Origin of the sequence: Halococcus thailandensis JCM 13552, assembly GCF_000336715.1 — an archaeon.
GTDB lineage: Archaea > Halobacteriota > Halobacteria > Halobacteriales > Halococcaceae > Halococcus > Halococcus thailandensis.
Genome location: NZ_AOMF01000153.1, coordinates 41,773 through 63,101 on the forward strand (window position 1 = coordinate 41,773; position 21,329 = coordinate 63,101).

Here is a 21,329-nt window from a genome sequence, read left to right on the forward strand (position 1 = left end):
GGTCGTGGAGTCGTCACTGCGTTAGTCATGTCTAACTAACTGTTTAGTACGAATGAGCATATACGCTTCGCCTCGTGACACCGGAGGTATATGCGGGCCCCGGGAGTAGCGACCCACATGACACGGACCGACGTTCCCGACTGGGTGACGCTCACCGAGGGCGAGGACGTCCTCTGGCAGGGCCACCCGAGCCTCCGGCTCGTCACCCCGTCGGCTGTCGTCGCCCTCGCGCTCGCGATCGCCGGGATCGCCCTCACGAGCGTTCTCTCCGATCCGTCGATCCGCTGGTTCCCCCTGCTGGGCATCCCGCTGGGGATCGCCGTCATCGCGTGGGCGTACGTCTCGCTGGTGAGCACGCAGTACGTCCTCACGGACGAGGAGATCTATCGCAAGACCGGGATCGTCAACCAGAGCGTCGCCCAGATCCGCCTCGATCGCGTCCAGAACACGACGTTCAGCCAGTCGCTGACCGAACGGCTGTTCTCCTACGGCGATATCACGATCTACACCGCCGGCTCGGATACGATGGACATCACCCTCTCGAACGTTCCGGAGCCCGAGCGGGTGAACCAGCGCCTCACGGAAGCGCTCGACGCCGCCAGCGGAGTGACGAGAACCCGCCCCTAGTGAATGGTCGCGCCCTGACCGACCCGCGAGCGATAGACGCGTGCTTCGACGCCGGCGTCGGCGAACGCGTCGAGCATCGCGCTACCGACCGCCCGCCGATCGTTCGCCCGACAGGTCGCGAGCACTGCGGGACCGGCCCCACTCACCGTGACGCCCGTGGCACCCGCCGCGAACGCGTCCTCGCGCACCGCCGTGTAGCCGTCGATGAGTGCCGCTCGCGCGGGCGTCACGACCGAATCGTCCATCCCACGCCCGACGAGTGCGGGATCGCCGCGACACATCCCGATCGCGAGGGTCGCGGCCTTCCCGACGGTGTCGACCTGGTCGTCCATCGTCACCTCTTCGGGCACCACCCGGCGCGCATCGCGCGTCGAGACGACGGTCTCGGGCAGGCAGACAACGAGCGGGAGCGAGGTGTCGACACGCGTGACACCCTCGTCGGTGGCGACGGTGAACCCACCCAGAATGGAGGGGGCGACGTTGTCGGCGTGCGCGGTTCCCGAGACGACCGCTTCGCCCTCGGCGGCGATCGGAACGAGTTCCTCTCGCGTGTGCCCGCGATCGTACAGTTCGTCGAGCGCGACCGCGGCGGCTGCGGCGCTCGCCGCCGACGAGCCGAGTCCCGAAGCCGGCCGGATGCCCTTGTCGATCTCGATGTGAGCCGGCGCGTCGAGCGCCGCCGCGACCGCCCCGACCGTGTTCTTCTCCGGATCCTCCGGGATGTACTCGCTACCGGTACCCGTGACCTCGATCGTCGTCTCGTCGGCCTTCGCGACGCGAACGACGTCGGCCGGGCGCGAGAGCGCGACGCCGAAGACGTCGAAGCCACTCCCGAGATTGGCGCTCGTCGCCGGGGCCCGGACGGTGAGCATGGCCTCGCTTGCGAGAGTGAAGGTAAAAGGCTAGCGACGGCCGCGCCATCGATCGGTTCAGAGATAGCCGAGCCCGTCGAGCTGTTGCTGGACGTCGGCGGCCGTGCGAACACGCACCCGTTCGTCCGTTCGGTGAGTCGCTTTGAGCTCCGGCTCGGCCACGTCACCGCCGGTCGGCGTCACCCGGTCGATGGCTGCACGGACGTCGAGCACGGACGCAGTGGATTCGGGGATTTCCTCCTCTGTCGAGCCGACGAACGCGTCGGGGGTGTGGTGGCCCTCGCGGATGCCGTGATCGGAGACGCAGAGCAGTCGATCGTCCGCGCCGAGCGCCGTACGCAGTTCGCGCGTCCAGTCGGCGGCCAGCCGGTACGTACGCTCCTGCCAGCCCGGATCCACCGCACCGGCGATCGGCGCGAGATGGCCCACGGTGTCGACGAAGCCGAGCCAGACGAACAGCAGGTCGTACTCGCGCTGGAGCGCCGCCCGGACGATCCCCAGCTTGCGGGTCGCCTCGCCGGCCAGTCGCTCCTCGAGCCGCGGCACCGACGCCGCGAGCGCCGGACTTTCCGTGCCGCGCTCGCCCGCCGTGAGAAAACGCCCGAACTGCTCACCCCTGTCGAAAACGATGTCGAGCTCGTAGTCGCGCGGCACGCGGTAGTTCGGGATCGCGATCGGGCGGGCCGCACGACCGTCGAACACCGTCGGGATCCCGCGCCGTCGGTAGTGCTCGGCCGGTCGCCGACCGGTGATGATCGAGGGCCAGAGCTCGTAGGTGTGTGGCTTGCCGAGAACGGGGTTCTCGAACGTTTCGAGCGCCGAGTAGTGTGGTCCGAACGCCTCGGTGAGATCGTACTCCTCGACCAGAGTCCGGTCGAGTCCGTCCCAGCCCAGGACGACGGTCGTGCCAGTCATGCACACGGATTCGTGCATCGGAACATCACTATTGTGCCTGCAGCGGACAGTTTCCGTAACGAAGAGCGTGATCAGCGAGCGTGGCGCTCGGTGGAACGAGTTCGGAGAAATGCGCTGGCCGAGATTTGAACTCGGGTTGTGACCATGGCAAGGTCACGTGATACCACTACACTACCAGCGCCCTGCACTCCATGGTCGGAGGGTCGAGTGTAAAAACGTTCCGAAGCGTTCGCGGCCGTCGTTCCTGTGAACTGTCGACACGGATGCATGGAAACGCTATCCTTTTACCACCGAGTACGATAGGAGCGCTACAGTCTAGTGGCACGGCGCGAAAGCGTCGGCATGACACGTAGCGTGCTCGTGCCGTCATCGCTCTGCCGGGAGGCCGCCGACAAACGCGAGGCGACCCACAAGGTCGGTCTCGTCGCTCGTGCGGCCACCGTCTTCCGGGTCGATCGGGTCATCGTCTTCCCCGACCCGGACGGCGACCGGCGATGGGGTGGCGGGTTCGTTTCCACGGTACTGGCGTACGCCGCGACCGCCCCCTACCTCCGAAAGGAGGCGTGGGGCACGCGGGACGAACTGGAGTACGCGGGTGTCCTGCCGCCGCTTCGCGCGGCCGCTCGGACCGGCTCCGAATCGAACGGTTCGGGGTCGTTAAGACAGGGAATCGTGACCGAGGTCGGCCCTGATGGGCGCGTTCGGGTCAATTGCGGACTGCAACACCCGATCTCGCTCGTCGCACCGCCGGAGATGGCGGTCGACGAGGGGGAGCGCGTGACCGTCAGGATCTCTTCGCGAGAGCCGGTCCGCGCGCGCATCACGGACGAATCCCCACCGGGGTTCGCCGTCGAGCGCGCGGACCTCTCGGCAGCGCTCGGCCGTGAGGACGCCGGGTTCCGGGTCGCAACGTCACGCCACGGTGAGGTGCTGACGACGGAGCGACTCGGAACGCTGGCCGGTCGTGCCGACGACGGACTGACCGTCGCCTTCGGCGCGCCCGAGCGAGGGCTGCCGGCGATGCTCGACATCGACGCGGCGTCGGTGGCGAGCGACTCACCCCACGAGGGGTTCGACTGCTGGCTCAACACGGTTCCGAAGCAGGGCAGCGAGGTCGTCCGCACCGAAGAGGCGGTGTTCGCGACACTCGCGCCCCTGACGCTTCCACAGTGAGGTAGCACACACATGGTACAACCAACCAGACCACGCAAAGGCTCGCTCGGCTACGGGCCACGAACGCGCGCGCACAGCGAAGTGCCGCGCTTCGGCTCGTGGCCGGACGACGACGGACAGCCCGGGCTGCAGGGGTTCGCCGGCTACAAGGCCGGCATGAGCCACGTCGTGATGATCGACGACGCGGCCAACTCGCCACGTGAGGGGATGGAGCAGACCGTCCCCGTCACGGTGGTCGAGACGCCCCCGATGCGCGCGGTCGCGCTCAGAGCCTACGAACAGACACCCTACGGACTCCGCCCGCTCACCGAGACGTGGACCGACGAGTTCCACGACGATCTCGACCGGGCGCTCGACGTTCCCGACGGCCAGTCGGATCCCGGTGCCTTCGAGGAGGCCGTCGAGAACAACGAGATCGGCGAGATCCGCGCGATCACCCACACCGTCCCGGGCGAGATGGCCAACGTGCCGAAAAAGCGCCCGGACGTGATGGAGACGCGCGTCAGCGGCAGTGATCTCGACGAGCGCGTCGAGTTCGGCCTCGACCTCATCGCGGGCGGGGGTGAACACGAGCTGACCGAAGTGTTCCGGCCCGGCGAATACATGGACGCAGCGGGCGTCACGAAGGGCAAAGGGACGCAGGGCCCCGTCAAGCGCTGGGGCGTCCAGAAGCGCAAGGGCAAACACTTCCGACAGGGGTACAAGCGGCGTATCGGCAACCTCGGCCCGTGGAACCCCTCGCGCGTTCGCTCGACGGTCCCACAGCAGGGACAGACGGGCTACCACCAGCGCACGGAGCTCAACAAGCGCCTCGTGAGCGTCGGCGACGGCGACGACGCCAGCGCCGAGGGTGGCTTCGTCGGCTACGGCGAAGTCGACGGCCCCTACGCGCTCGTCAAAGGCTCGCTTCCCGGTCCGGACCAGCGGCTTCTCAGGTTCCGACCGGCGATCCGACCCGGAGACCAGCCGCGCCTCGATCCCGAGGTGCGCTACGTCTCGACGGCATCGAACCAAGGACAATGACGACAGTATACGACACGGACGGTACGGAGGCCGGCGACGTGGAGCTCCCGGACGTCTTCGAGACGCCCCATCGCCCGGAGCTCATCGGTCGGGCGGTGCGCACCGCACAGGCCAACCGGGCACAGCCCTACGGCGCGGACGACTACGCGGGCATGCGAACGCCCGCCGAGTCGTTCGGTAGCGGTCGCGGCATGGCCCACGTCCCCCGATCGAACGGCCAGGGACGGCGCGTCCCCCAGACCGTGGGCGGGCGACCGGCCCACCCACCGAAGGAGGAGAACGATCGCTCGATCAAGCTCAACGACAACGAGCGCAAGCTCGCCACTCGTAGTGCTATCGCGGCCACGGCGGACGCCGAGCGCGTGAGCGAGCGCGGCCACGAGGTCGCGGAGTTCGACGGCGAGCTCCCGATCGTCGTGGACGACGAGTTCGAGGAGCTCGTGAAGACCCAGGACGTGGTCTCGCTGCTCGAATCGCTCGGCGTCCACGGGGACATCGAGCGTGCCGAGGACAGAACCGTTCGCGCCGGGCGCGGGACGACCCGTGGCCGGAAGTACAAACGCCCGACCTCGATCCTGTTCGTCACGAGCGGCGAGCCGTCGCGGGCGGCCCGCAACCTCGCGGGTGCCGACGTGGCTACCGCGAGCGAGGTGAACACCGAGGACCTCGCGCCGGGCACGCAGTCCGGTCGGCTGACGATCTGGACCGAGAGCGCGATCGAGGAGGTGGAAGACCGATGAGCGATGTGAAATACCCCTACGTGACCGAGAAGGCGATGAACGACATGGACTACCGCAACACGCTCCAGTTCATCGTCGCGAGCGACGCGGCGAAGCCGGGCATCCGCGAGGAGGTCGAGGAGCGCTTCGACGTCGCGATCACGAACGTGCGCACGCAGGTCACGCCACAGGGCGAGAAGAAAGCCACAGTGACACTGAGCGAGGACGACGACGCACAGGACGTCGCCTCGCGGATCGGGGTGTTCTGAGATGGGACGACGAATCCAGGGCCAACGGCGCGGTCGCGGGACGCCGACGTTCCGTGCGCCCTCCCATCGGTACAAGGCGGAGCTCTCGCATCCCACCACCGAGGACGACGACGTGGTCGCGGGTACCGTGGTCGACATCGAACACGACCCGGCCCGCAGCGCCCCGGTTGCAGCGGTCGAATTCGACGATGACGATCAGCGTCTCGTGCTCGCGCCGGAGGGCATCGGCGTCGGCGAGGAGATCCAGGTCGGCGTGTCGGCCGAGATCAAGCCCGGCAACACGCTGCCGCTGGCGGAGATCCCGGAAGGTGTGCCGGTCTGTAACATCGAGAGCCAGCCCGGTGACGGCGGGAAGTTCGCCCGCTCGTCGGGCGTCAACGCCCAGCTGATCACCCACGATCGGCAGGCGGCGATCGTCGAGCTGCCGAGCGGCGAGACGAAGCGGCTCAGCCCGCAGTGTCGGGCGACCATCGGTGTGGTCGCCGGTGGCGGTCGCACCGAGAAGCCGTTCGTGAAGGCGGGCAACAAACACCACAAGATGCGCGCACGCGGCTCGAAATACCCGCGCGTGCGTGGCGTGGCGATGAACGCCGTCGACCACCCGTTCGGCGGTGGCGGTCGGCAGCATCCCGGCCAGCCAAAGAGCGTCTCGCGGGACGCTCCGCCGGGGCGGAAGGTCGGCGACATCGCCAGCAAGCGGACGGGGAGGAAATGAGATGAGTTCGGACTACAGAACCGGTCGCGAGGGCGAGTTCACCTACCGCGGCCACACGATCGAGGAGCTACAGGACATGGACCTCGACGAGGTCGCCGACCTGCTGCCGGCGCGCAAACGCCGCAGCATCGAACGCGGCCTCTCGGTCGAGAAGGAGAAACTGCTCGCCAAAGCGCGCGAGAAGGGCGACGAGGAGACGGCGAACGACCCGATTCGGACACACCTGCGCGACATGCCGGTGCTGCCGGAGTTCGTCGGGAAGACCTTCGCCGTCCACAACGGGCAGGAGTTCGAGCGCGTCAGGATCGAGCCGGAGATGCTCGGCCACTATCTGGGCGAGTTCCAGCTCACCCGGACGTCGGTCGAACACGGACAGGCGGGCATCGGCGCGACGCGCTCGTCGAAGTTCGTCCCGCTCAAATAATGGAGGCATAACGCAATGGGAATCAGTTACAGCGTGGACGCGGACCCGGAGAAGACGGCGAAAGCCATGCTCCGCGAGCGCCACATGAGCCACAAGCACAGCAAGGAAATCGCCCGAGAGATCAAGCAGATGAGCGTCGCCGACGCGCGCGACTACCTCGAAGCGGTCATCGCGGGCGACCAGTCGGTGCCCTTCCGGTCGCACAACACGGGCGTCGGCCACCGCAATGACATCGACGGCTGGGACGCCGGTCGCTACCCCGAGAAGGCCAGCGAGGCCTTTCTCGATCTGCTCGAAAACGTCGGCGCGAACGCCGAACACCAGGGGTTCGAGCCCGAATCGATGACGATCGATCACGTCGCCGCCCACAAGGTCGGCGAGGTGCAGGGTCGCAAACCCCGCGCGATGGGGCGGGCGACGTCGTGGAACACGCCCGAGGTCGACGTCGAGATGGTCGTCGCCGAACCCGAGGAGGAGAACTGATGGCGACCGAACAGGAGTTCATCGAGGACGGGATGCAGCGCACCCAGATCGACGAGTTCTTCGCCGACGAGCTGGCCCGCGCGGGCTACGGCGGGATGGATCTGGCCAAGACCCCGATGGGCACGCAGATCGTGCTCCGGGCGGAGAAACCGGGGATGGTGATCGGCAAGGGTGGGAAGAACATCCGGAAGATCACGAGCGAGCTCGAGGAGCGCTTCGATCTCGACGATCCCCAGATCGACGTCCAGGAGGTCGACGAACCCGACCTCAATGCACAGATCGTCGCCGATCGCTTGGGCAACGCCCTCGAACGCGGCTGGTACTTCCGGAAGGCCGGCCACACCACCATCGATCGCATCATGGACGCGGGCGCGCGCGGTGCCGAGATCACCCTTAACGGGAAAGTGACCGGCGCACGCTCGCGCAACGAGAAGTTCAACCGTGGCTACATCAAGCACAACGGCGAGCCCTCACAGGACATCGTCGACCGCGGCGACGGCGTCGCGGTGATGAAGCTCGGCACGATCGGCGTCACGGTGAAGATCATCCCGCCGAACGCCGACCTGCCCGACGACTTCCGCATCCACGAGGACGTCGACACCGAGTCGCTCGTCCCCGAGGATATCGAGGGCGACGAGGTCGAGGCGCTGCTCGGCGAGGCCGAGGAGCCGGCCGACGACTCCGAAGCGTCCGACGCCGACGAGGAGTTCGAGCTCGGCGAGGACGAATCGGATGTCGAGGCGGCCGAGATCGAAGAAGAGGAGATCGTCGAGGAGGGCGTCGAAAGCGAGACCGGTGCGGCCGAGACCGCACCCGACAACGAAATCGACGAAGAGCTCTCCGAGGATACCGAGGCCGACGCCGAGGCGATCCTCGACGAGATGGAGTCGAGCGAGACGTCGGAGGCCGACGTCGACGCGAGCGAACAGCCCGTCGAGAGCGCGGCCGGTGCGGGGCTGACGGCGATCGACGGCGTCGGCGACGCCAAAGCGGAGGCGCTCGTCGAGGCCGGCTTCGAGACCGTCGCCGACATCCAGGACGCGAGCGAGGACGATCTCTCCGAGGCCGAGGGCGTCGGCGATGCCTTCGCCGAGCGCATCAAGGCGGGTGCGAGCGAGGTCGATCCCGCGGACGTGGAGGGTGAGAACTGATGGCCATCCTGCACAGCGCGGAGATCCGCGACATGACGCCCGCCGAACGCGAGGTCGAACAGGAGGAGCTCGAAACCGAGCTGCTCAACTCGCGGGCCGTTCAGGCCGCCGGTGGTGCACCCGACAACCCGGGCCGGATCAAGGAGCTGCGGCGGACGATCGCCCGGCTGAAGACGATCCGGCGCGAAGAGGGCGACCTCGACGAGGACGAGGAGGCGTCGTGATGGCACCGACGGCCGAGACGGTCGCGCGACACGAGCTTCGCGGGCTGCAGACCCGGGTTGCCGCGGCGAGCAACGGCTCGCTGGTCGGCATCGAAGGGTCGGTCGTCTCCGAGAGCGAGAACACGCTCGTGGTCGAACAGGGCGAACGAACGAAACGAGTACCGAAAGCCGGGGCGACCTTCGAGTTCGCGCTCGAAGGCGAGCACGCGACGGTCGCGGGCGAGCGACTCGTCGCGCCGCCGGCCCGGCGGACGGAAACGACAGGTGATTCGAAATGGCGTTAGGACTCAACGTAACGGAACCGGAGACGACCTGCGACGACCCGAACTGTCCGTTCCACGGGACGCTGTCCGTGCGCGGCGGGACGGTCGACGGCATGGTCGCCTCCACGGAGATGGATCGATCGGTCGTCGTCGAGCGCGAGTACGACGTCGCGGTACCGAAATACGACCGACAGATGAAGCGACGGTCGCGCACGCCGGCACACGCGCCGGACTGCCTCGATCTCGAGGTCGGCGACGCGGTGCGCATCGCCGAGACGCGCCCGCTGTCGAAGACGAAAGCGCACGTCGTCGTCTCGACGCTCGACACGACGCGCGATCTGGGGGCGAGCAGTCTCTCCGGACCATCGGACCCCGAGAGCGAGGTCGACCTGAGCGAGATCGAGGCCGACGAAGGGGAGGGCGAGAGCTGATGGAAGCGCTCTCGGCCGACGTCACGCAGGGACTCGAAAAGGGCTCGCTCGTGACGTGTGCGGACAACACGGGCGCACGCGAGCTGAAGGTCGTCAGCGTCGCGGGCTACTCGGGCGTCAAGAGCCGGCATCCGAAGGCCGGCCTCGGCGACAAGGTGACGGTGTCGGTGACGAAGGGCACCCCCGAGATGCGCCGCCAGATCCTCGAAGCGGTCGTCATCCGCCAGCGCAAGCCGATTCGACGGCCCGACGGCACGCGCGTCACGTTCGAGGACAACGCCGCCGTCGTGGTCGACGACAACGAGGATCCCCGTGGCACCGAGCTGCGGGGGCCGGTCGCCCGCGAGGTCGCCGAACGGTTCGGCTCGATCGCGAGCGCGGCGACGATGATCGTCTAAGACTACCATGAGCAAACAACCACACAAACAACGGACACGTGAGGAGCGCGCGCCGCTCCACGAGAAGCACAGACAGGTCCGTGCGACGCTCGCGGGCGATCTCCGCGAGGAGTACGGCCGCCGTAGCGCGCGAGTGAACGCGGGCGACACCGTCGAGGTCATGCGCGGCGATTTCGCCGGCGAAGAGGGCGAAGTCGTCACCGTCGATCTCCAGGACGCGGTCGTCCACGTCGAGGATATCACCCTCGAAACCGCCGACGGCGAGGACGTCGCCCGGGCGCTCGACGCGAGCAACCTCCGGATCACGGAGCTCACGCTCGACGACGATCGCCGCGAGGCACGGCTGGAGGGCGACGATGAGTAAACACCAGAAACGGCTCTCGGTGCCGGATTCGTGGCCCGTCGAGCGCAAGACGGCGACGTTCACGGTGAAGGCCGCCGCCGGTCCGCACGGCGAACAGGGCGTGCCGCTGCTGATCGTGCTCCGCGACGTGCTCGGCTACGTCGACAACCGCAAGGAGGCGCGCTACGCGCTGAACCAGGGCACCATCCTGATCAACGGCGCATCCCTCGACGACGAGGAGCGCCCGATCGGCATGTTCGACATCGTCGAGTTCACCGAGCGCGACGAGCACTACCGCGTGTTCCCCGACGAGGGTGGACGGCTCGCGCTCTCGCCGATCGACGCCGCCGACGCCGACTCGAAACTCGGCAAGATCGTCGGCAAGGGGCAGGTCCCCGGCGGCAACACCCAGCTCGCGCTGCACGACGGTCACACCCTCGAAGTCGACGATGGCAGCGAGTACGCCGGCAGCGATTCGATCGTCATCGACCACGACGACGAGATCCTCGCGCATTTCCCCTACGAGGAGGGGGCGCTCGTGACGGCCGTGCGCGGCCAGCACGCCGGCGAGATCGGCGAGATCGAGGAGATCCAGGTCACGCCCGGCAGTGCGGCGAACAACGTCATCGTCAGCCAGGAGGAGGGCGACGGCTTCGAGACGATCGCCGACTACGTCGTCGTCATCGACGAGAACTTCGTCGAGGAGGACGACGAGGAGACCGTCACGACGGCCGGCGAGGACACCGCAGCGGCCGAGGACCCGACCGACGGAGGTGACGACGAATGAGCGACGCCACCAGCTTCCACGAGATGCGCGAGCCCGTCGTCGAGAAGGTCGTCGTCCACATGGGCGTCGGCCAGGGCGGGCGTGAGCTCGCCGACGGCGAGGAGATCCTGGAGGCGGTGACGGGCCAGGAGAGCGTCCGGACGCGCGCGGAGGCGACCCGGCCGGAGTTCGGCATCCGCCAGGGCGATCCGATCGGCGCGAAGGTGACGCTCCGCGGCGACGACGCCGAGGAGTTCCTGGCAACGGCGCTCGAACTCGCGACGATCGAACGGTCGCAGTTCGACGAGACGGGGAACTTCAGCTTCGGCATCGCCGAGCACACGGAGTTCCCGAGCCAGGAGTACGATCCAAACACCGGGATCTACGGGATGGACGTGACGGCGAACCTCGCCCGCCCGGGCGCACGGATCAAACGCCGGACGAAGGCCACCCGGTCGATCCCGGGTCGTCATCGCCTCGACGCCGAGGACGCGATCAGCTATCTCGAAGAGAGCTACGACATGGAGGTACAATGAGCGAAAGCGACGTGGAGACGGGCGAACACGCGAGCAAACGCACGGGCCAGCTCGAGGCCTGCCAGCGCTGCGGGCGCAAGCAGGGGCTCGTCGGGAAGTACGACATCTGGCTCTGCCGACAGTGTTTCCGCGAGATCGCCCGCGGCATGGGGTTCGAGAAATACCAATGACCGACAACGATCCGCTCGCCGACGCGCTCTCCGGCATCGACAACGCCGAAGGCGTTGGCCAGCTCGACTTCACCGTGCAGCCCGCCTCGAACACGATCGGCTCCGTCCTGGAGGTCATCTACGACCGCGGCTACATCGACGGCTTCGAGTTCGTCGACGACGGCCGTGCTGGGAAGTTCGAGGTCGAACTCAGAGGCAAGATCAACCGCTGTGGCGTCGTCAAGCCCCGCTACTCCGCTGGGGCCGACGAGTTCGAGAAATGGGAGAAACGGTTCCTCCCGGCCCGCGACTACGGGACGCTCATCGTCACGACGAGCCACGGCGTGATGAGCCACTACGAGGCCAGAGAGGAAGGTCTCGGCGGGCAGGTGCTCGCCTACGTATACTGATAATGACAGAACAACGACTCACGATTCCGGAGGGGGCAAGCGCGGAGACGGAGCGCTTCGACCTCACGATCTCCGGCGAGAACGGCAGCGTCACGCGACGGCTCTGGTATCCGAACGTCTCGGTCTCCGTCGAGGACGACGCGGTGGTCCTCGCGAGCGACGCCGAGGACGCCAAGACGACGGCGACGATGAGCACGTTCGTCAGCCACATCCAGAACGCCTTTCACGGTGTGAGCGAGGGCTGGACCTACGAGATGGACGTCTTCTACTCGCACTTCCCGATGCAGGTGCGCGTCGAGGACGGCGACGTCGTGATCCAGAACTTCCTCGGCGAGCAGGCACCGCGCCGAACGCCGATCCGTGGCGACACGACCGTGGAGGTCGACGACGAGCATATCACGCTCTCGGGGCCGAACAAGGAGGACGTCGGCCAGACCGCCGCGGACATCGAACAGCTCACCCGCGTCAGCGGGAAGGACACACGGGTGTTCCAGGACGGCGTCTACATCAGCGGCAAACCGACCCGGGAGGTGAGCGCCGGTGGCCAGTAACGAACGCGAACTCACGGCCATCGACGGCGTCGGCGAGGAGACCGCGGACGAACTCCGTGATGCCGGCTACGAGACGATCGACGATCTCCGCGACGCCGATCAGGACGAACTGAGCGAGGTCGAGGGGATCGGTACCGCGCTCGCCGCACGGATCGCGGCCGACGTCGGCGAGATCGACGTCGACGAGTCGGACGAGGAGACGCCCGAAGAGCTGACCGAGGTCAGCGGCGTCGGCGAGGAGAAGGCCGACGCGCTGCGCGAGGCCGACTTCGAGTCGGTCGCCGACCTCGAACGGGCCGAGCAGTCCGATCTGGCCGATGTCGAGGGCATCGGCAACGCGCTCGCAGCGCGGATCAAGGCCGACGTCGGCGGGCTCGAAGTCGACGAGGAGACCGACACCGAGGTCGAAGACGAGACGCCCGAAGAGGAGGAGACCGAGGACGTCGAAACCGAACTCCGCCCGCGGGGGCTGACCGAGAAGACGCCCGACCTCGACGACGAGGAGCAGCGACTGCTCGGCGAGCGCCGGCGGCGGTCCCAGCCGCAGTTCAACCGGCAGGACCACCACAAGAAAAAGCGCGTGTCGACCTCGTGGCGACGCCCGCGCGGCCAGCTCTCGAAGCAGCGCCGCGGCGTCAAGGGCAAGGGTGCGAAAGTCGGGGCAGGCTACCGAACCGCGACGGACGTGCGCGGCCGCCACCCGAGCGGGTTCGAGGAGGTCCGCGTCGAGAACACCGACGATCTGGAGGGTGTCGACGGCGACACCCACGCCGTGCGGATCGGCTCCACGGTCGGCGGTCGCAAGCGCGAGCGCATCGAGGAGCAGGCCGAAGACGACGGGATCCGGGTGCTCAACCCGACCTACGTCGAAGTCGAGGTGAACGAGAATGAGTGATCTGAGCGCACAGCGACGGCTCGCGGCGGACGTCCTCGACGTCGGGAAGAACCGTGTCTGGTTCGATCCCGAAGCACAAGAGGAGATCGCCGAGGCGATCACCCGCGAGGACATCCGCGAGCTCGTCACGGAAGGGACGGTCGACGCGAAGGCGGCGAAATCGAACTCGCGTGGCCGTGCGCGCGAGCGCAACCAAAAGCGCGCCGCCGGCCACCGGAAGGGAACGGGTACCCGGAAGGGGACCGCCGGCGCGCGCGAGAACAGCAAGGACGCATGGGTCTCGCGGATCCGTGCGCAGCGCCGACGGCTGAAGGAGCTGCGCGCGGAGGGCACCATCGACCGAACGCAGTACCGCACGCTGTACGACAAGGCGGGCGGCGGCGAGTTCGACAGCGTCGACAGGCTGGAGAGCTTCGCCGAGAACGAATTCGACATCGAACTGGAGGACGAATAATGGCAACAGGACCACGATACAACGTACCGATGCGCCGCCGGCGCGAGGTCCGGACGGACTACCATCAGCGGTTGCGCCTGTTGAAATCAGGCAAACCCCGACTGGTTGCCAGAAAGAGCAACCGCCACGTCAGGGCGCAGCTGGTGACCCCCAGTCCCGACGGTGACGAAACGCACGCGAGCGCGAGCTCGGCCGATCTCGCCGAATACGGCTGGGAGGCTCCCACGGGGAACCTGCCCAGTGCGTACCTGACGGGACTGCTGGCCGGGCTTCGCGCGCGAGACACCGAGATCGACGAGGCAGTGCTCGACATCGGGCTCAACGCCGCGACGCCGGGGAGCAAGCTGTTCGCGATCCAGGAGGGCGCGATCGACGCGGGGCTCGACGTCCCGCACAACGAGTCGGTGTTCGCCGACTGGGAGCGCACCAGCGGCGAGCATATCGCCGACTACGCGGAGAGTCGCGACGAGGCGCTCTATTCGGGCGACTTCGACGCGACCGAACTGCCCGACCACTTCGAGGAGATACGACAAACCATCATGGACGAATTCGACCACGAACTGGGAGGCGACGATGAGTAATCGAGGCTGGGAGCCGCGCACGCGGCTCGGCAAGCTGGTCGCCGAGGAGGAGATCACCACGATGGACGAGGCGCTCAACTCGGGGCTCCCACTGAAGGAGCCGGAGATCACCGATCAGCTCCTCTCGATCGAGGACGACGTGCTCGACATCAACATGGTCCAGCGGATGACCGACTCCGGTCGGCGGGTGAAGTTCCGCTGTGTCGTCGCCATCGGCGACCGCAACGGCTACGTCGGCTACGCCGAGGGCCGCGACGACCAGGTCGGCTCGGCGATCCAGAAGGCCATCGAGATCGCGAAGCTCAACATGGTGCGCGTCTCGCGTGGCTGTGGCTCGTGGGAGTGTGGCTGCGGCCGACCACACACCGTGGCGCTGCGGACGGACGGAAAGGCCGGCAGCGTCGAGGTCGAGCTCCGGCCGGCCCCCAGAGGGCTCGGGCTCGCAGCGGGTGAAACCGCCCGCTCGGTGCTCGAACTCGCCGGCATCGAGGACATCTGGACGAACTCCTCGGGCAAGACCCGTACTACTGTGAACTTCGCGAAGGCGACGTTCAACGCGCTCAAGGCGACCAGCGAGGCGCGGGTACCCGAGCGCGCCGTCGAGCAGCGTGAGGTGATCGAGTGATGCAAGCGCTCGTCCAGCTGCGCGGCGAGGTGAACATGGAGGGTGGCGTGCGCGATACGCTCTCGATGCTCAACGTCCACAGCACGAACCACTGCGCGCTCGTCCCCGAGACCGACACCTACGAGGGAATGATAACGAAGGTCAACGACTACGTCGCCTTCGGCGAGCCGAGTCCGGGCGTGCTCGCGACGCTGCTGCAGACGCGTGGTGAGCCCGCCGAGGGCGATGGCGATATCGACGACGAGTGGGTGAGCGAGAACACCGACTACGACGACGTCTCGGCGCTCGCTGAAGGACTTCTCGCCGAGGAGACGACGCTGCGCGAGGCGGGGCTGACGCCCGCACTGCGTCTCCACCCGCCACGGGGCGGTCACGACGGCGTGAAACACCCCGTGCCGGAGGACGGCGAACTCGGCAGGCACAGTACGGAGGAAATCGACGCGCTGTTGACGGCGATGCGCTGACGGAGATTACAACGATGACAAGCAAAAAACGACGCCAGCGCGGTTCGCGCACCCACAGCGGCGGCTCGCACAAGAACCGCCGCGGGGCCGGCCATCGGGGCGGGCGCGGGCGCGCGGGGCGCGACGATCACGAGTTCCACAACTACGGACCGCTCGGCAAACACGGGTTCAGCCGCCCGGAAAAGGCCAAAGAGGAGATCCTCACCGTCGAGGTGCGCGAGCTCGACGAGGACGCCGCCCTCTACGCGGCCGACGGGGTCGCCGAGGAGACCGACGACGGCTACGAGCTCGACGCGCGCGACATCGTCGAGGACGGCCACGACGCCGACGCCGTGAAGGTGCTCGGTGGCGGCCAGGTCCGCCAGAGCCTCACGGTGACGGCCGACGCGTTCTCCGAGAGTGCGCGCGAACTCATCGACGAAGCGGGCGGCGAGGCCACGTTGAGCGAGCGCGGCGAGGAGCGACTTGCCGACCGCGAGGACGACGAGGAAGCCGAAGAGGCTACAAACGCGGAGTCGGAATAGACCGAAAATGGGCTGGAAGGAGACCGCAGAACCCGTTCTGACGCGGATGCCCTCGGTCAGACAGCCCGAGGGCCACGTCCCGTTCAGACGGAAGCTCGGCTGGACGCTCGGCGTACTCGTGCTGTATTTCTTCCTGACGAACGTCACCCTCTACGGGTTGGGCGGGCAGGGAGGCGACCTCTTCGGGCGCTTTCGCTCGATCCTCGCCGGGCAGTCCGGCTCGGTCCTCCAGCTCGGTATCGGTCCGATCGTCACCGCGAGCATCGTGTTGCAGCTTCTCGGCGGCGCGAATCTGTTAGGACTGGATACGAACGATCCACGCGATCAGGTGCTCTATCAGGGGCTCCAGAAGTTCCTGGTGCTCGTGATGATCTGCATCACGGGGCTGCCGATGGTGTTCGCCGGCAACTACCTGCCGGCGAGCCAGCAGGTAGCGGCGTCGCTCGGCATCGGTATCGGCGGCGTGAAGTGGCTGCTGTTCGCCCAGATCTTCGTCGGGGCGATCCTCGTGCTGTTCATGGACGAGGTCATCTCGAAATGGGGCGTCGGCTCCGGGATCGGCCTGTTCATCATCGCCGGCGTGAGCCAGAGCCTCATCGGTGGCTTCTTCGGCGGTGACGGGTTCTTCAGCAGCTGGCTCGACATCATCACCGGAGCGATCGAGGTCTCGCCGCTAACGAGCGAAGGCCTCCAGACGCTGCTGTTCGGTCAGGGTGATCTCATCGCGCTGTTCACCACGCTCCTGATCTTCGTGGTGGTGGTCTACGCCGAGTCGGTGCGCGTCGAGATCCCGCTCTCCCACGCCAGAGTCAAGGGCGCGCGCGGGCGCTTCCCGGTGAAACTCATCTACGCGAGCGTCCTGCCGATGATCCTCGTGCGGGCGCTCCAGGCGAACATCCAGTTCCTCGGTCGGATCCTCAACTCCCAGCTCGGGCTACCGGCGTGGCTCGGCGTCTATTCGGGCGGCCAGCCGGTCGGTGGACTGTTCTACTATCTCGCACCGATCAACGCGCCCGAGCAGTGGCTCGGCGCGAGTCAGGCCGCCTGGCAGGTCGCGCTGCGCATCGGCGTCGATCTCACCTTCATGGTCGTCGGCGGCGCGATCTTCGCGATCTTCTGGGTCGAGACCGCCGACATGGGGCCGGAGGCGACCGCGAAGCAGATCCAGAACTCCGGCATGCAGATCCCTGGCTTCCGGCAAAACCCCGGCGTGATCGAGAAGGTGATGGAACGGTACATCCCACAGGTCACGGTCATCGGCGGGGCGCTGGTCGGCGTGCTCGCCGTCGGGGCGAACATGATGGGCACCATCGGCGCGGTCTCGGGAACGGGATTGCTGCTCACGGTGTCGATCACCTACAAGCTCTACGAGGAGATCGCCGAGGAGCAGCTCATGGAGATGCATCCGATGATGCGCCAGATGTTCGGCTGAGAGCGGCTGCGGAGCTGCGATACGGCCACGAACACACGATCCGAACGCTCCGTCGAATCGGCGGGTGACGATCGAGCGGCGAACTGTTGTACGCGAACGATCGTGATCGCCACGGATAGTGAATCGAGACGCGAACGAACAGGCATATCACCGTCGTTCCCGCCGTTCCGACGGGACGAACTGCTCCAATGCCCCTGTCAAACGTCGTCGTGGCCGCACTCGTCGTCATCGCCTTCGGTTCCGGGATCGGCATCGCAGCTATCGGTCCCGGCGGTGTCTTTCTGACGATCGCGCTCTATGCGCTGACGCCGCTGCCCTCGACGACGGTCGCCGGGACGGCCCAGCTGCTGTTCGTCGTGACCGGTCTCGTCGCCACGCTGGCGTACGCTCGGTCCGGCGAGCTCGGGCGGGAGAACGCGTGGACAGCCGGGTTGCTCTCTGGCGGGAGTATCGTCGGGGCGCTGTTCGGCGCGTGGCTCAACGGCTTCGTCTCACGAGGACTGTTCGGCCTGTTGCTCGGTCTGCTCGCCGGCGGGACGGGACTCCTCATTCTCTATCGCGAGCGGCGCGCGCTCGATGCGATCGTCACCATCGATCCCACGACGCGGTCGGGTGCCGTCGGCTACGCCGTTCTCGGGGTGGTGCTCGGCGCGTGTAGCGGCCTGCTCGGCGTCGGCGGACCGGTCATCGCGGTGCCGGCGCTGATCGTCGTCGGCACGCCGATGTTGGCCGCCATCGCCGTCGCACAGGTGCAGTCGGTGTTCATCGGCTCGTTCGCGGCGCTTGGCTATCTCCTCCAGGATGCGGTTTCGGCCTCGCTCGCCGCCCTCGTCGGACTGCCGCTGCTGTTCGGCGTCGTCGCCGGGTGGCTGGTCGCACATCGCATCGAGCCCGACCGGCTGAAAGCACTGCTCGGGGTCGTCCTCCTGGTCGTGGCTCCCTCGCTCGCCCTGTAGATCGGTGTAGAGTCGATGAACACGAGGGTTCGGATTTTTGCGCCGGGTTCGGGGAGAGGCCGATCCCGCGGTGTGGGATACAATGAAATACATACGGATATCGATTCGCAAGCAACGAACTTAGGGGATCGAAACGGCTAGTGTTGGTCGTCGTAGTGCTCCGCGGCTCGCGTTATCGACGTCGACAGTGACGAGACGGTCGCGGGGCGAAACCGAGATTCAGTATATACATGTCAGGAACTACATCATCGTATCGAGAACGACTTCGTGACACGGCATCGGGATTTTTCCAACAGTACGGACTGGCGTTCGTGATGGTCGCCAGCTACTTCGGCTCCGGCTCGATCTTCATCGCCAGCTCGGCGGGCGTCCGCTTCGGCTACGCGCTGCTGTGGGCGGTCGTCGGCGCGGCGCTGCTCGGCTTCATGGCGCAGGACATGAGCGCACGGCTCGGCATCTTCGGCGAACCGCTGATGGTGTTCATCAGACGGAAGCTCGGCGGGCGGCTGGCGACCGTGCTCGCGCTCGTCCTGTCGAGCGGCTGTCTGCTGTGGGCGTTCGAGCTGACCGCCGCGGTCGGCAAGGGGCTCTCCCTGCTGCTCGGCGGTGCGGTCGGCTGGATGCCGCTGGCTTTCCTCGCCGGACTGGCCGCCGTCGCCGTCGGCGTGCTCAACTACGAGGGGATCGAGCAGCTGATGACCGCCATGATGATCGGTCTCCTCGTCGTCTATCTCGCCGTCACCGGCACGACCGCGCCGCCGCTGTCGTCAGTTGTCGGCGGGTTCGTCCCGAGCGTGCCGGACGTCGGTGCGCTCACGCTGGTGGCGTCGATCCTCGGAACGACCGCGCTCTGGCCAAACTTCTTCCTCGAATCGAATCTCGTCGACGAGAAGGGCTGGACGGGGATTTCGGATATCACACCGATGCGCCGCGATCTCTCCATCGGCTACGCCGTCGGTGGCGTGACGACGATCGCCATCCTCGTGCTCGCGGCGGCCGTGCTCCGACCGGCGGGCTACACCGAGCTCGAAACGTTCCTCACGCCGGGGCTCGCGCTCGGTGAGGTGCTCGGCGAGTGGGCACGAACCGTCTTCCTGGTCGGCGCGGTCGCGGCGGCGTTCAACAGCATCATCCCGATCATGTGGACGCCCTCGTATCTCATCCAGCACGCGCGCGGAAAGGAAGCCGACTCGGCGAACCGGAGCTTCAAGCTCATCTACGGCGTGCTGGTCACGATCAGCGGCCTCTCGCCGCTGATTACGATCTTCTTCGGCCTCGGCATCATCGACATGATCCTGCTCTTCCCGGCCTACAACGCCATCGTCGGGCTGCCGATCACGGCCGTCTTCCTCTTCTGGGCGGTCAACGATGCGGACGTGATGGGCGAATACCGCAACTCGCGGCTGCTCTCGGCGATGAACGCGGTGCTGGTGTTGCTGGCGATCGTCTCCGCCGCGACGTCGCTACCCGGCGTCGTCGACGCGCTCGTCTCCGGCGGACTCTGAATCACCATCAAGGTCGTTTTCGTAGTGCGATAGCGACAGAGAATCAGGTCGCGTGGTCGGGTCGTGATCGATTCAGCGCGTCCGTCTGGCATCGAGCCGCGCGGCGAGCTGATCGGAGATATCCGTGAGATGGGCGGTAGCGAAGACCGCGACGAGGACGCCGCCGAGGATGTCGTAGAACAGATCGAGCGCGGTGTCCTCGAGCCCGTACTGGGTGAGCACCTGTGCGGTGCCGAAGGCGGCCGCGGCCTCGGCGATCAGGAACTCCAGGAGCTCCCAGACGACGCCGAAGGCGACGATGAACAGGAGCAGATAGACGAACGTGAACGCCGGCGGCATGACGATATATTCGGTGTGTTCGTCGATCGCGCGCGTCGTCGCGTAGGCGACGCCCGCGACCAGCGAGGACGACAACGCGTGCGTGACGTGATCGTACCACCAGATCGAGCTGTACGCGCTCGCGAAGTCGAGAACGGGCAGCGGGAGCGTGCCGACCGCGTGGAGGAACATCGCGGTCGTGATCCAGAGCACGATGCCGACGTCCATCGTGAGCGTGTAGCGGCGTTCGAGCACCGCCGGCAGAAACGTGACCGCGAGGGCGATGCCGGCGTTCGTGACCGTGCCGATCGCCCCCGTGAGCACGCCCGCGAGCACGACGGCCGCGAGAATCGCCTGCATCGCCCGCACCAACCACGCCTGTTGGGTCGAGGAGAGACCGATACGGCGACGGATCTTCATATGGTCTCACCCGTCGGACGGCGTGTGGCGTTCGCACGCAGTCGCCGTCGGAAATACCAGACGAACACACCGGCAGCGATCAGTCCGGCGACGAGCGTCGTCAGGAAGAACACCATCAGTTCCCGATTCGTTGCGAAGAAGACCGTGCCGAGATACTCCGCCGACAGCCACGAGCCGAACGCCCAGATGCCGGCGACGCCGAGCGTGGCGATCGTCGCGAACCAGACCGCGAAGCCGGGTGTCATCCGAACGGTGGTCGTCAGCTGGAGGGTGACGACGACGAGCAACGCGAGCGTCGCGACCGCGATGCTCCGGACGAAGCCGGCGACGAACGGCAGCTCGGCGGCACTCAGACCGAACGGAAGCACGGTGAGCGCGTACGTGTTTAGCCCCGAGTGATTTCGGTAGTCTCTCCTAGGACCCGTACGAGTAGTGCAGTAGGTCGATGCAACAGGCGAACGAGTTCNGTCTCGTCTGGTTATGACTCCGTCGGAGCCAACCAAAGAGGAGATACTCGACCGCCTTGCTGCGCTTGAAGAAGAGAACCAGCAGCTTCGGGAACAAGTTGAGGAACTCGAAGAGCTCCGGAAGGAGAACAAGCATCTCAGAGCCAAACTCCGGTGGTACGAGGGACCGCATACACCGCCAAGCAAGGAACAACCAGGCGATGAAGAGTCGTCCTCGTCCGATGGGGACGAGGACGACGAACAGCC

General features: G+C 66.9%; 32 protein-coding genes, 1 tRNA gene and 1 pseudogene. 29 read left to right on the forward strand and 5 right to left on the reverse strand.

The genetic code is table 11. The features are described from left to right. Positions 1-117 precede the first annotated feature (117 nt). Positions 118-627: a PH domain-containing protein gene (locus C451_RS09695; RefSeq protein ID WP_007740132.1), complete on the forward strand. Its 510-nt coding sequence runs from the start codon at positions 118-120 to the stop codon at positions 625-627. On the opposite strand, the gene C451_RS09700 is transcribed toward C451_RS09695, so the two are convergent. From C451_RS09700 to C451_RS09710, 3 genes are all read right to left on the reverse strand, one after another. After that, the gene (locus C451_RS09700; RefSeq protein ID WP_007740133.1) at positions 624-1,499 is read right to left on the reverse strand and encodes a homoserine kinase; all 876 of its coding nucleotides are present in this window, start codon (positions 1,497-1,499) and stop codon (positions 624-626) included. The genes C451_RS09695 and C451_RS09700 overlap by 4 nt on opposite strands. A gap of 57 nt (positions 1,500-1,556) precedes the next feature. Next, on the reverse strand, positions 1,557-2,414 hold the full coding sequence (locus C451_RS09705) for a hypothetical protein (RefSeq protein WP_007740134.1): 858 nt from the start codon (positions 2,412-2,414) through the stop codon (positions 1,557-1,559). Positions 2,415-2,524: 110 nt separating this feature from the next. Continuing rightward, positions 2,525-2,595: transfer RNA gene (locus tag C451_RS09710), tRNA-Gly, on the reverse strand. Positions 2,596-2,756: 161 nt separating this feature from the next. On the opposite strand from C451_RS09710, the gene C451_RS09715 reads away from it, so the two are divergent. From C451_RS09715 to C451_RS09845, 27 genes are all read left to right on the forward strand, one after another. After that, positions 2,757-3,587, forward strand: a complete 831-nt coding sequence (locus C451_RS09715) for a putative RNA uridine N3 methyltransferase (RefSeq protein ID WP_007740135.1) — start codon at positions 2,757-2,759, stop codon at positions 3,585-3,587. A gap of 12 nt (positions 3,588-3,599) precedes the next feature. After that, the gene (locus tag C451_RS09720; RefSeq protein ID WP_007740136.1) at positions 3,600-4,610 is read left to right on the forward strand and encodes a 50S ribosomal protein L3; all 1,011 of its coding nucleotides are present in this window, start codon (positions 3,600-3,602) and stop codon (positions 4,608-4,610) included. Then, positions 4,607-5,350: a 50S ribosomal protein L4 gene (gene rpl4p, locus C451_RS09725; RefSeq protein WP_007740137.1), complete on the forward strand. Its 744-nt coding sequence runs from the start codon at positions 4,607-4,609 to the stop codon at positions 5,348-5,350. Before C451_RS09720 ends, rpl4p begins: the two co-directional genes overlap by 4 nt. Continuing rightward, complete coding sequence (locus C451_RS09730; RefSeq protein WP_004054040.1) at positions 5,347-5,598, forward strand: 50S ribosomal protein L23; 252 nt, start codon at positions 5,347-5,349, stop codon at positions 5,596-5,598. Before rpl4p ends, C451_RS09730 begins: the two co-directional genes overlap by 4 nt. 1 nt (position 5,599) lies before the next feature. Continuing rightward, the gene (locus C451_RS09735) at positions 5,600-6,313 is read left to right on the forward strand and encodes a 50S ribosomal protein L2 (protein ID WP_007740138.1); all 714 of its coding nucleotides are present in this window, start codon (positions 5,600-5,602) and stop codon (positions 6,311-6,313) included. Between the two features lies 1 nt (position 6,314). After that, positions 6,315-6,737, forward strand: coding sequence for a 30S ribosomal protein S19 (locus C451_RS09740; protein ID WP_007740139.1), 423 nt, complete (start codon positions 6,315-6,317; stop codon positions 6,735-6,737). A 15-nt stretch (positions 6,738-6,752) separates the two neighbouring features. Then, positions 6,753-7,220, forward strand: coding sequence for a 50S ribosomal protein L22 (locus C451_RS09745; protein WP_007740140.1), 468 nt, complete (start codon positions 6,753-6,755; stop codon positions 7,218-7,220). Continuing rightward, positions 7,220-8,371, forward strand: coding sequence for a 30S ribosomal protein S3 (locus C451_RS09750; RefSeq protein WP_007740142.1), 1,152 nt, complete (start codon positions 7,220-7,222; stop codon positions 8,369-8,371). Before C451_RS09745 ends, C451_RS09750 begins: the two co-directional genes overlap by 1 nt. Further along, on the forward strand, positions 8,371-8,595 hold the full coding sequence (rpmC, locus tag C451_RS09755; RefSeq protein WP_007740144.1) for a 50S ribosomal protein L29: 225 nt from the start codon (positions 8,371-8,373) through the stop codon (positions 8,593-8,595). The genes C451_RS09750 and rpmC overlap by 1 nt, the downstream gene beginning before the upstream one ends. Next, complete coding sequence (locus C451_RS09760) at positions 8,595-8,879, forward strand: ribonuclease P protein component 1 (RefSeq protein ID WP_007740145.1); 285 nt, start codon at positions 8,595-8,597, stop codon at positions 8,877-8,879. Before rpmC ends, C451_RS09760 begins: the two co-directional genes overlap by 1 nt. Then, on the forward strand, positions 8,870-9,289 hold the full coding sequence (locus C451_RS09765; RefSeq protein ID WP_007740146.1) for a 30S ribosomal protein S17: 420 nt from the start codon (positions 8,870-8,872) through the stop codon (positions 9,287-9,289). The genes C451_RS09760 and C451_RS09765 overlap by 10 nt, the downstream gene beginning before the upstream one ends. Beyond that, a complete protein-coding gene (locus C451_RS09770) occupies positions 9,289-9,687 on the forward strand; it encodes a 50S ribosomal protein L14 (protein ID WP_007740147.1) in 399 nt (132 codons plus the stop codon). Before C451_RS09765 ends, C451_RS09770 begins: the two co-directional genes overlap by 1 nt. 7 nt (positions 9,688-9,694) lie before the next feature. Continuing rightward, a complete protein-coding gene (gene rplX, locus C451_RS09775) occupies positions 9,695-10,051 on the forward strand; it encodes a 50S ribosomal protein L24 (protein WP_007740148.1) in 357 nt (118 codons plus the stop codon). Continuing rightward, positions 10,044-10,817 carry a 30S ribosomal protein S4e gene (locus C451_RS09780; protein ID WP_007740149.1) on the forward strand — a complete coding sequence of 258 codons (774 nt, stop codon included), beginning with the start codon at positions 10,044-10,046 and terminating at the stop codon, positions 10,815-10,817. Before rplX ends, C451_RS09780 begins: the two co-directional genes overlap by 8 nt. Then, positions 10,814-11,332 carry a 50S ribosomal protein L5 gene (locus C451_RS09785; protein WP_007740150.1) on the forward strand — a complete coding sequence of 173 codons (519 nt, stop codon included), beginning with the start codon at positions 10,814-10,816 and terminating at the stop codon, positions 11,330-11,332. Before C451_RS09780 ends, C451_RS09785 begins: the two co-directional genes overlap by 4 nt. After that, positions 11,329-11,502, forward strand: coding sequence for a 30S ribosomal protein S14 (locus C451_RS09790; RefSeq protein WP_004054028.1), 174 nt, complete (start codon positions 11,329-11,331; stop codon positions 11,500-11,502). The genes C451_RS09785 and C451_RS09790 overlap by 4 nt, the downstream gene beginning before the upstream one ends. Beyond that, complete coding sequence (locus C451_RS09795; protein WP_007740152.1) at positions 11,499-11,891, forward strand: 30S ribosomal protein S8; 393 nt, start codon at positions 11,499-11,501, stop codon at positions 11,889-11,891. Before C451_RS09790 ends, C451_RS09795 begins: the two co-directional genes overlap by 4 nt. A 2-nt stretch (positions 11,892-11,893) precedes the next feature. Further along, complete coding sequence (locus C451_RS09800; protein ID WP_007740153.1) at positions 11,894-12,442, forward strand: 50S ribosomal protein L6; 549 nt, start codon at positions 11,894-11,896, stop codon at positions 12,440-12,442. Next, complete coding sequence (locus C451_RS09805) at positions 12,432-13,337, forward strand: 50S ribosomal protein L32e (protein WP_007740154.1); 906 nt, start codon at positions 12,432-12,434, stop codon at positions 13,335-13,337. Before C451_RS09800 ends, C451_RS09805 begins: the two co-directional genes overlap by 11 nt. After that, positions 13,330-13,791 (forward strand): 50S ribosomal protein L19e, encoded by a 462-nt coding sequence (locus tag C451_RS09810; protein ID WP_007740155.1) that lies wholly within the window; start codon positions 13,330-13,332, stop codon positions 13,789-13,791. Before C451_RS09805 ends, C451_RS09810 begins: the two co-directional genes overlap by 8 nt. After that, positions 13,791-14,372 carry a 50S ribosomal protein L18 gene (locus C451_RS09815; RefSeq protein WP_049913068.1) on the forward strand — a complete coding sequence of 194 codons (582 nt, stop codon included), beginning with the start codon at positions 13,791-13,793 and terminating at the stop codon, positions 14,370-14,372. The genes C451_RS09810 and C451_RS09815 overlap by 1 nt, the downstream gene beginning before the upstream one ends. Then, the gene (locus C451_RS09820) at positions 14,365-14,997 is read left to right on the forward strand and encodes a 30S ribosomal protein S5 (protein WP_007740157.1); all 633 of its coding nucleotides are present in this window, start codon (positions 14,365-14,367) and stop codon (positions 14,995-14,997) included. Before C451_RS09815 ends, C451_RS09820 begins: the two co-directional genes overlap by 8 nt. Then, complete coding sequence (gene rpmD, locus C451_RS09825) at positions 14,997-15,461, forward strand: 50S ribosomal protein L30 (RefSeq protein WP_007740158.1); 465 nt, start codon at positions 14,997-14,999, stop codon at positions 15,459-15,461. The genes C451_RS09820 and rpmD overlap by 1 nt, the downstream gene beginning before the upstream one ends. A gap of 14 nt (positions 15,462-15,475) precedes the next feature. Next, a complete protein-coding gene (locus tag C451_RS09830) occupies positions 15,476-15,985 on the forward strand; it encodes an uL15m family ribosomal protein (RefSeq protein WP_007740160.1) in 510 nt (169 codons plus the stop codon). A 7-nt stretch (positions 15,986-15,992) separates the two neighbouring features. Beyond that, positions 15,993-17,417 carry a preprotein translocase subunit SecY gene (gene secY / locus C451_RS09835; protein WP_007740161.1) on the forward strand — a complete coding sequence of 475 codons (1,425 nt, stop codon included), beginning with the start codon at positions 15,993-15,995 and terminating at the stop codon, positions 17,415-17,417. Between the two features lie 188 nt (positions 17,418-17,605). Next, positions 17,606-18,373 (forward strand): sulfite exporter TauE/SafE family protein, encoded by a 768-nt coding sequence (locus tag C451_RS09840; protein WP_007740164.1) that lies wholly within the window; start codon positions 17,606-17,608, stop codon positions 18,371-18,373. A 230-nt stretch (positions 18,374-18,603) separates the two neighbouring features. After that, a complete protein-coding gene (locus tag C451_RS09845) occupies positions 18,604-19,878 on the forward strand; it encodes an NRAMP family divalent metal transporter (RefSeq protein WP_049913069.1) in 1,275 nt (424 codons plus the stop codon). Positions 19,879-19,950: 72 nt separating this feature from the next. Here the strand turns inward: C451_RS09845 and C451_RS09850 are convergent, their stop codons facing one another. Together C451_RS09850 and C451_RS09855 are read right to left on the reverse strand one after the other, a co-directional pair. Next, positions 19,951-20,616, reverse strand: a complete 666-nt coding sequence (locus C451_RS09850) for a hypothetical protein (RefSeq protein WP_007740167.1) — start codon at positions 20,614-20,616, stop codon at positions 19,951-19,953. Next, on the reverse strand, positions 20,613-20,984 hold the full coding sequence (locus tag C451_RS09855; RefSeq protein ID WP_007740169.1) for a hypothetical protein: 372 nt from the start codon (positions 20,982-20,984) through the stop codon (positions 20,613-20,615). Before C451_RS09855 ends, C451_RS09850 begins: the two co-directional genes overlap by 4 nt. 112 nt (positions 20,985-21,096) lie before the next feature. Here C451_RS09855 and C451_RS21065 point away from each other — a divergent pair. Next, a pseudogene (locus C451_RS21065) lies at positions 21,097-21,329 on the forward strand (IS66 family transposase); the annotation flags it as partial.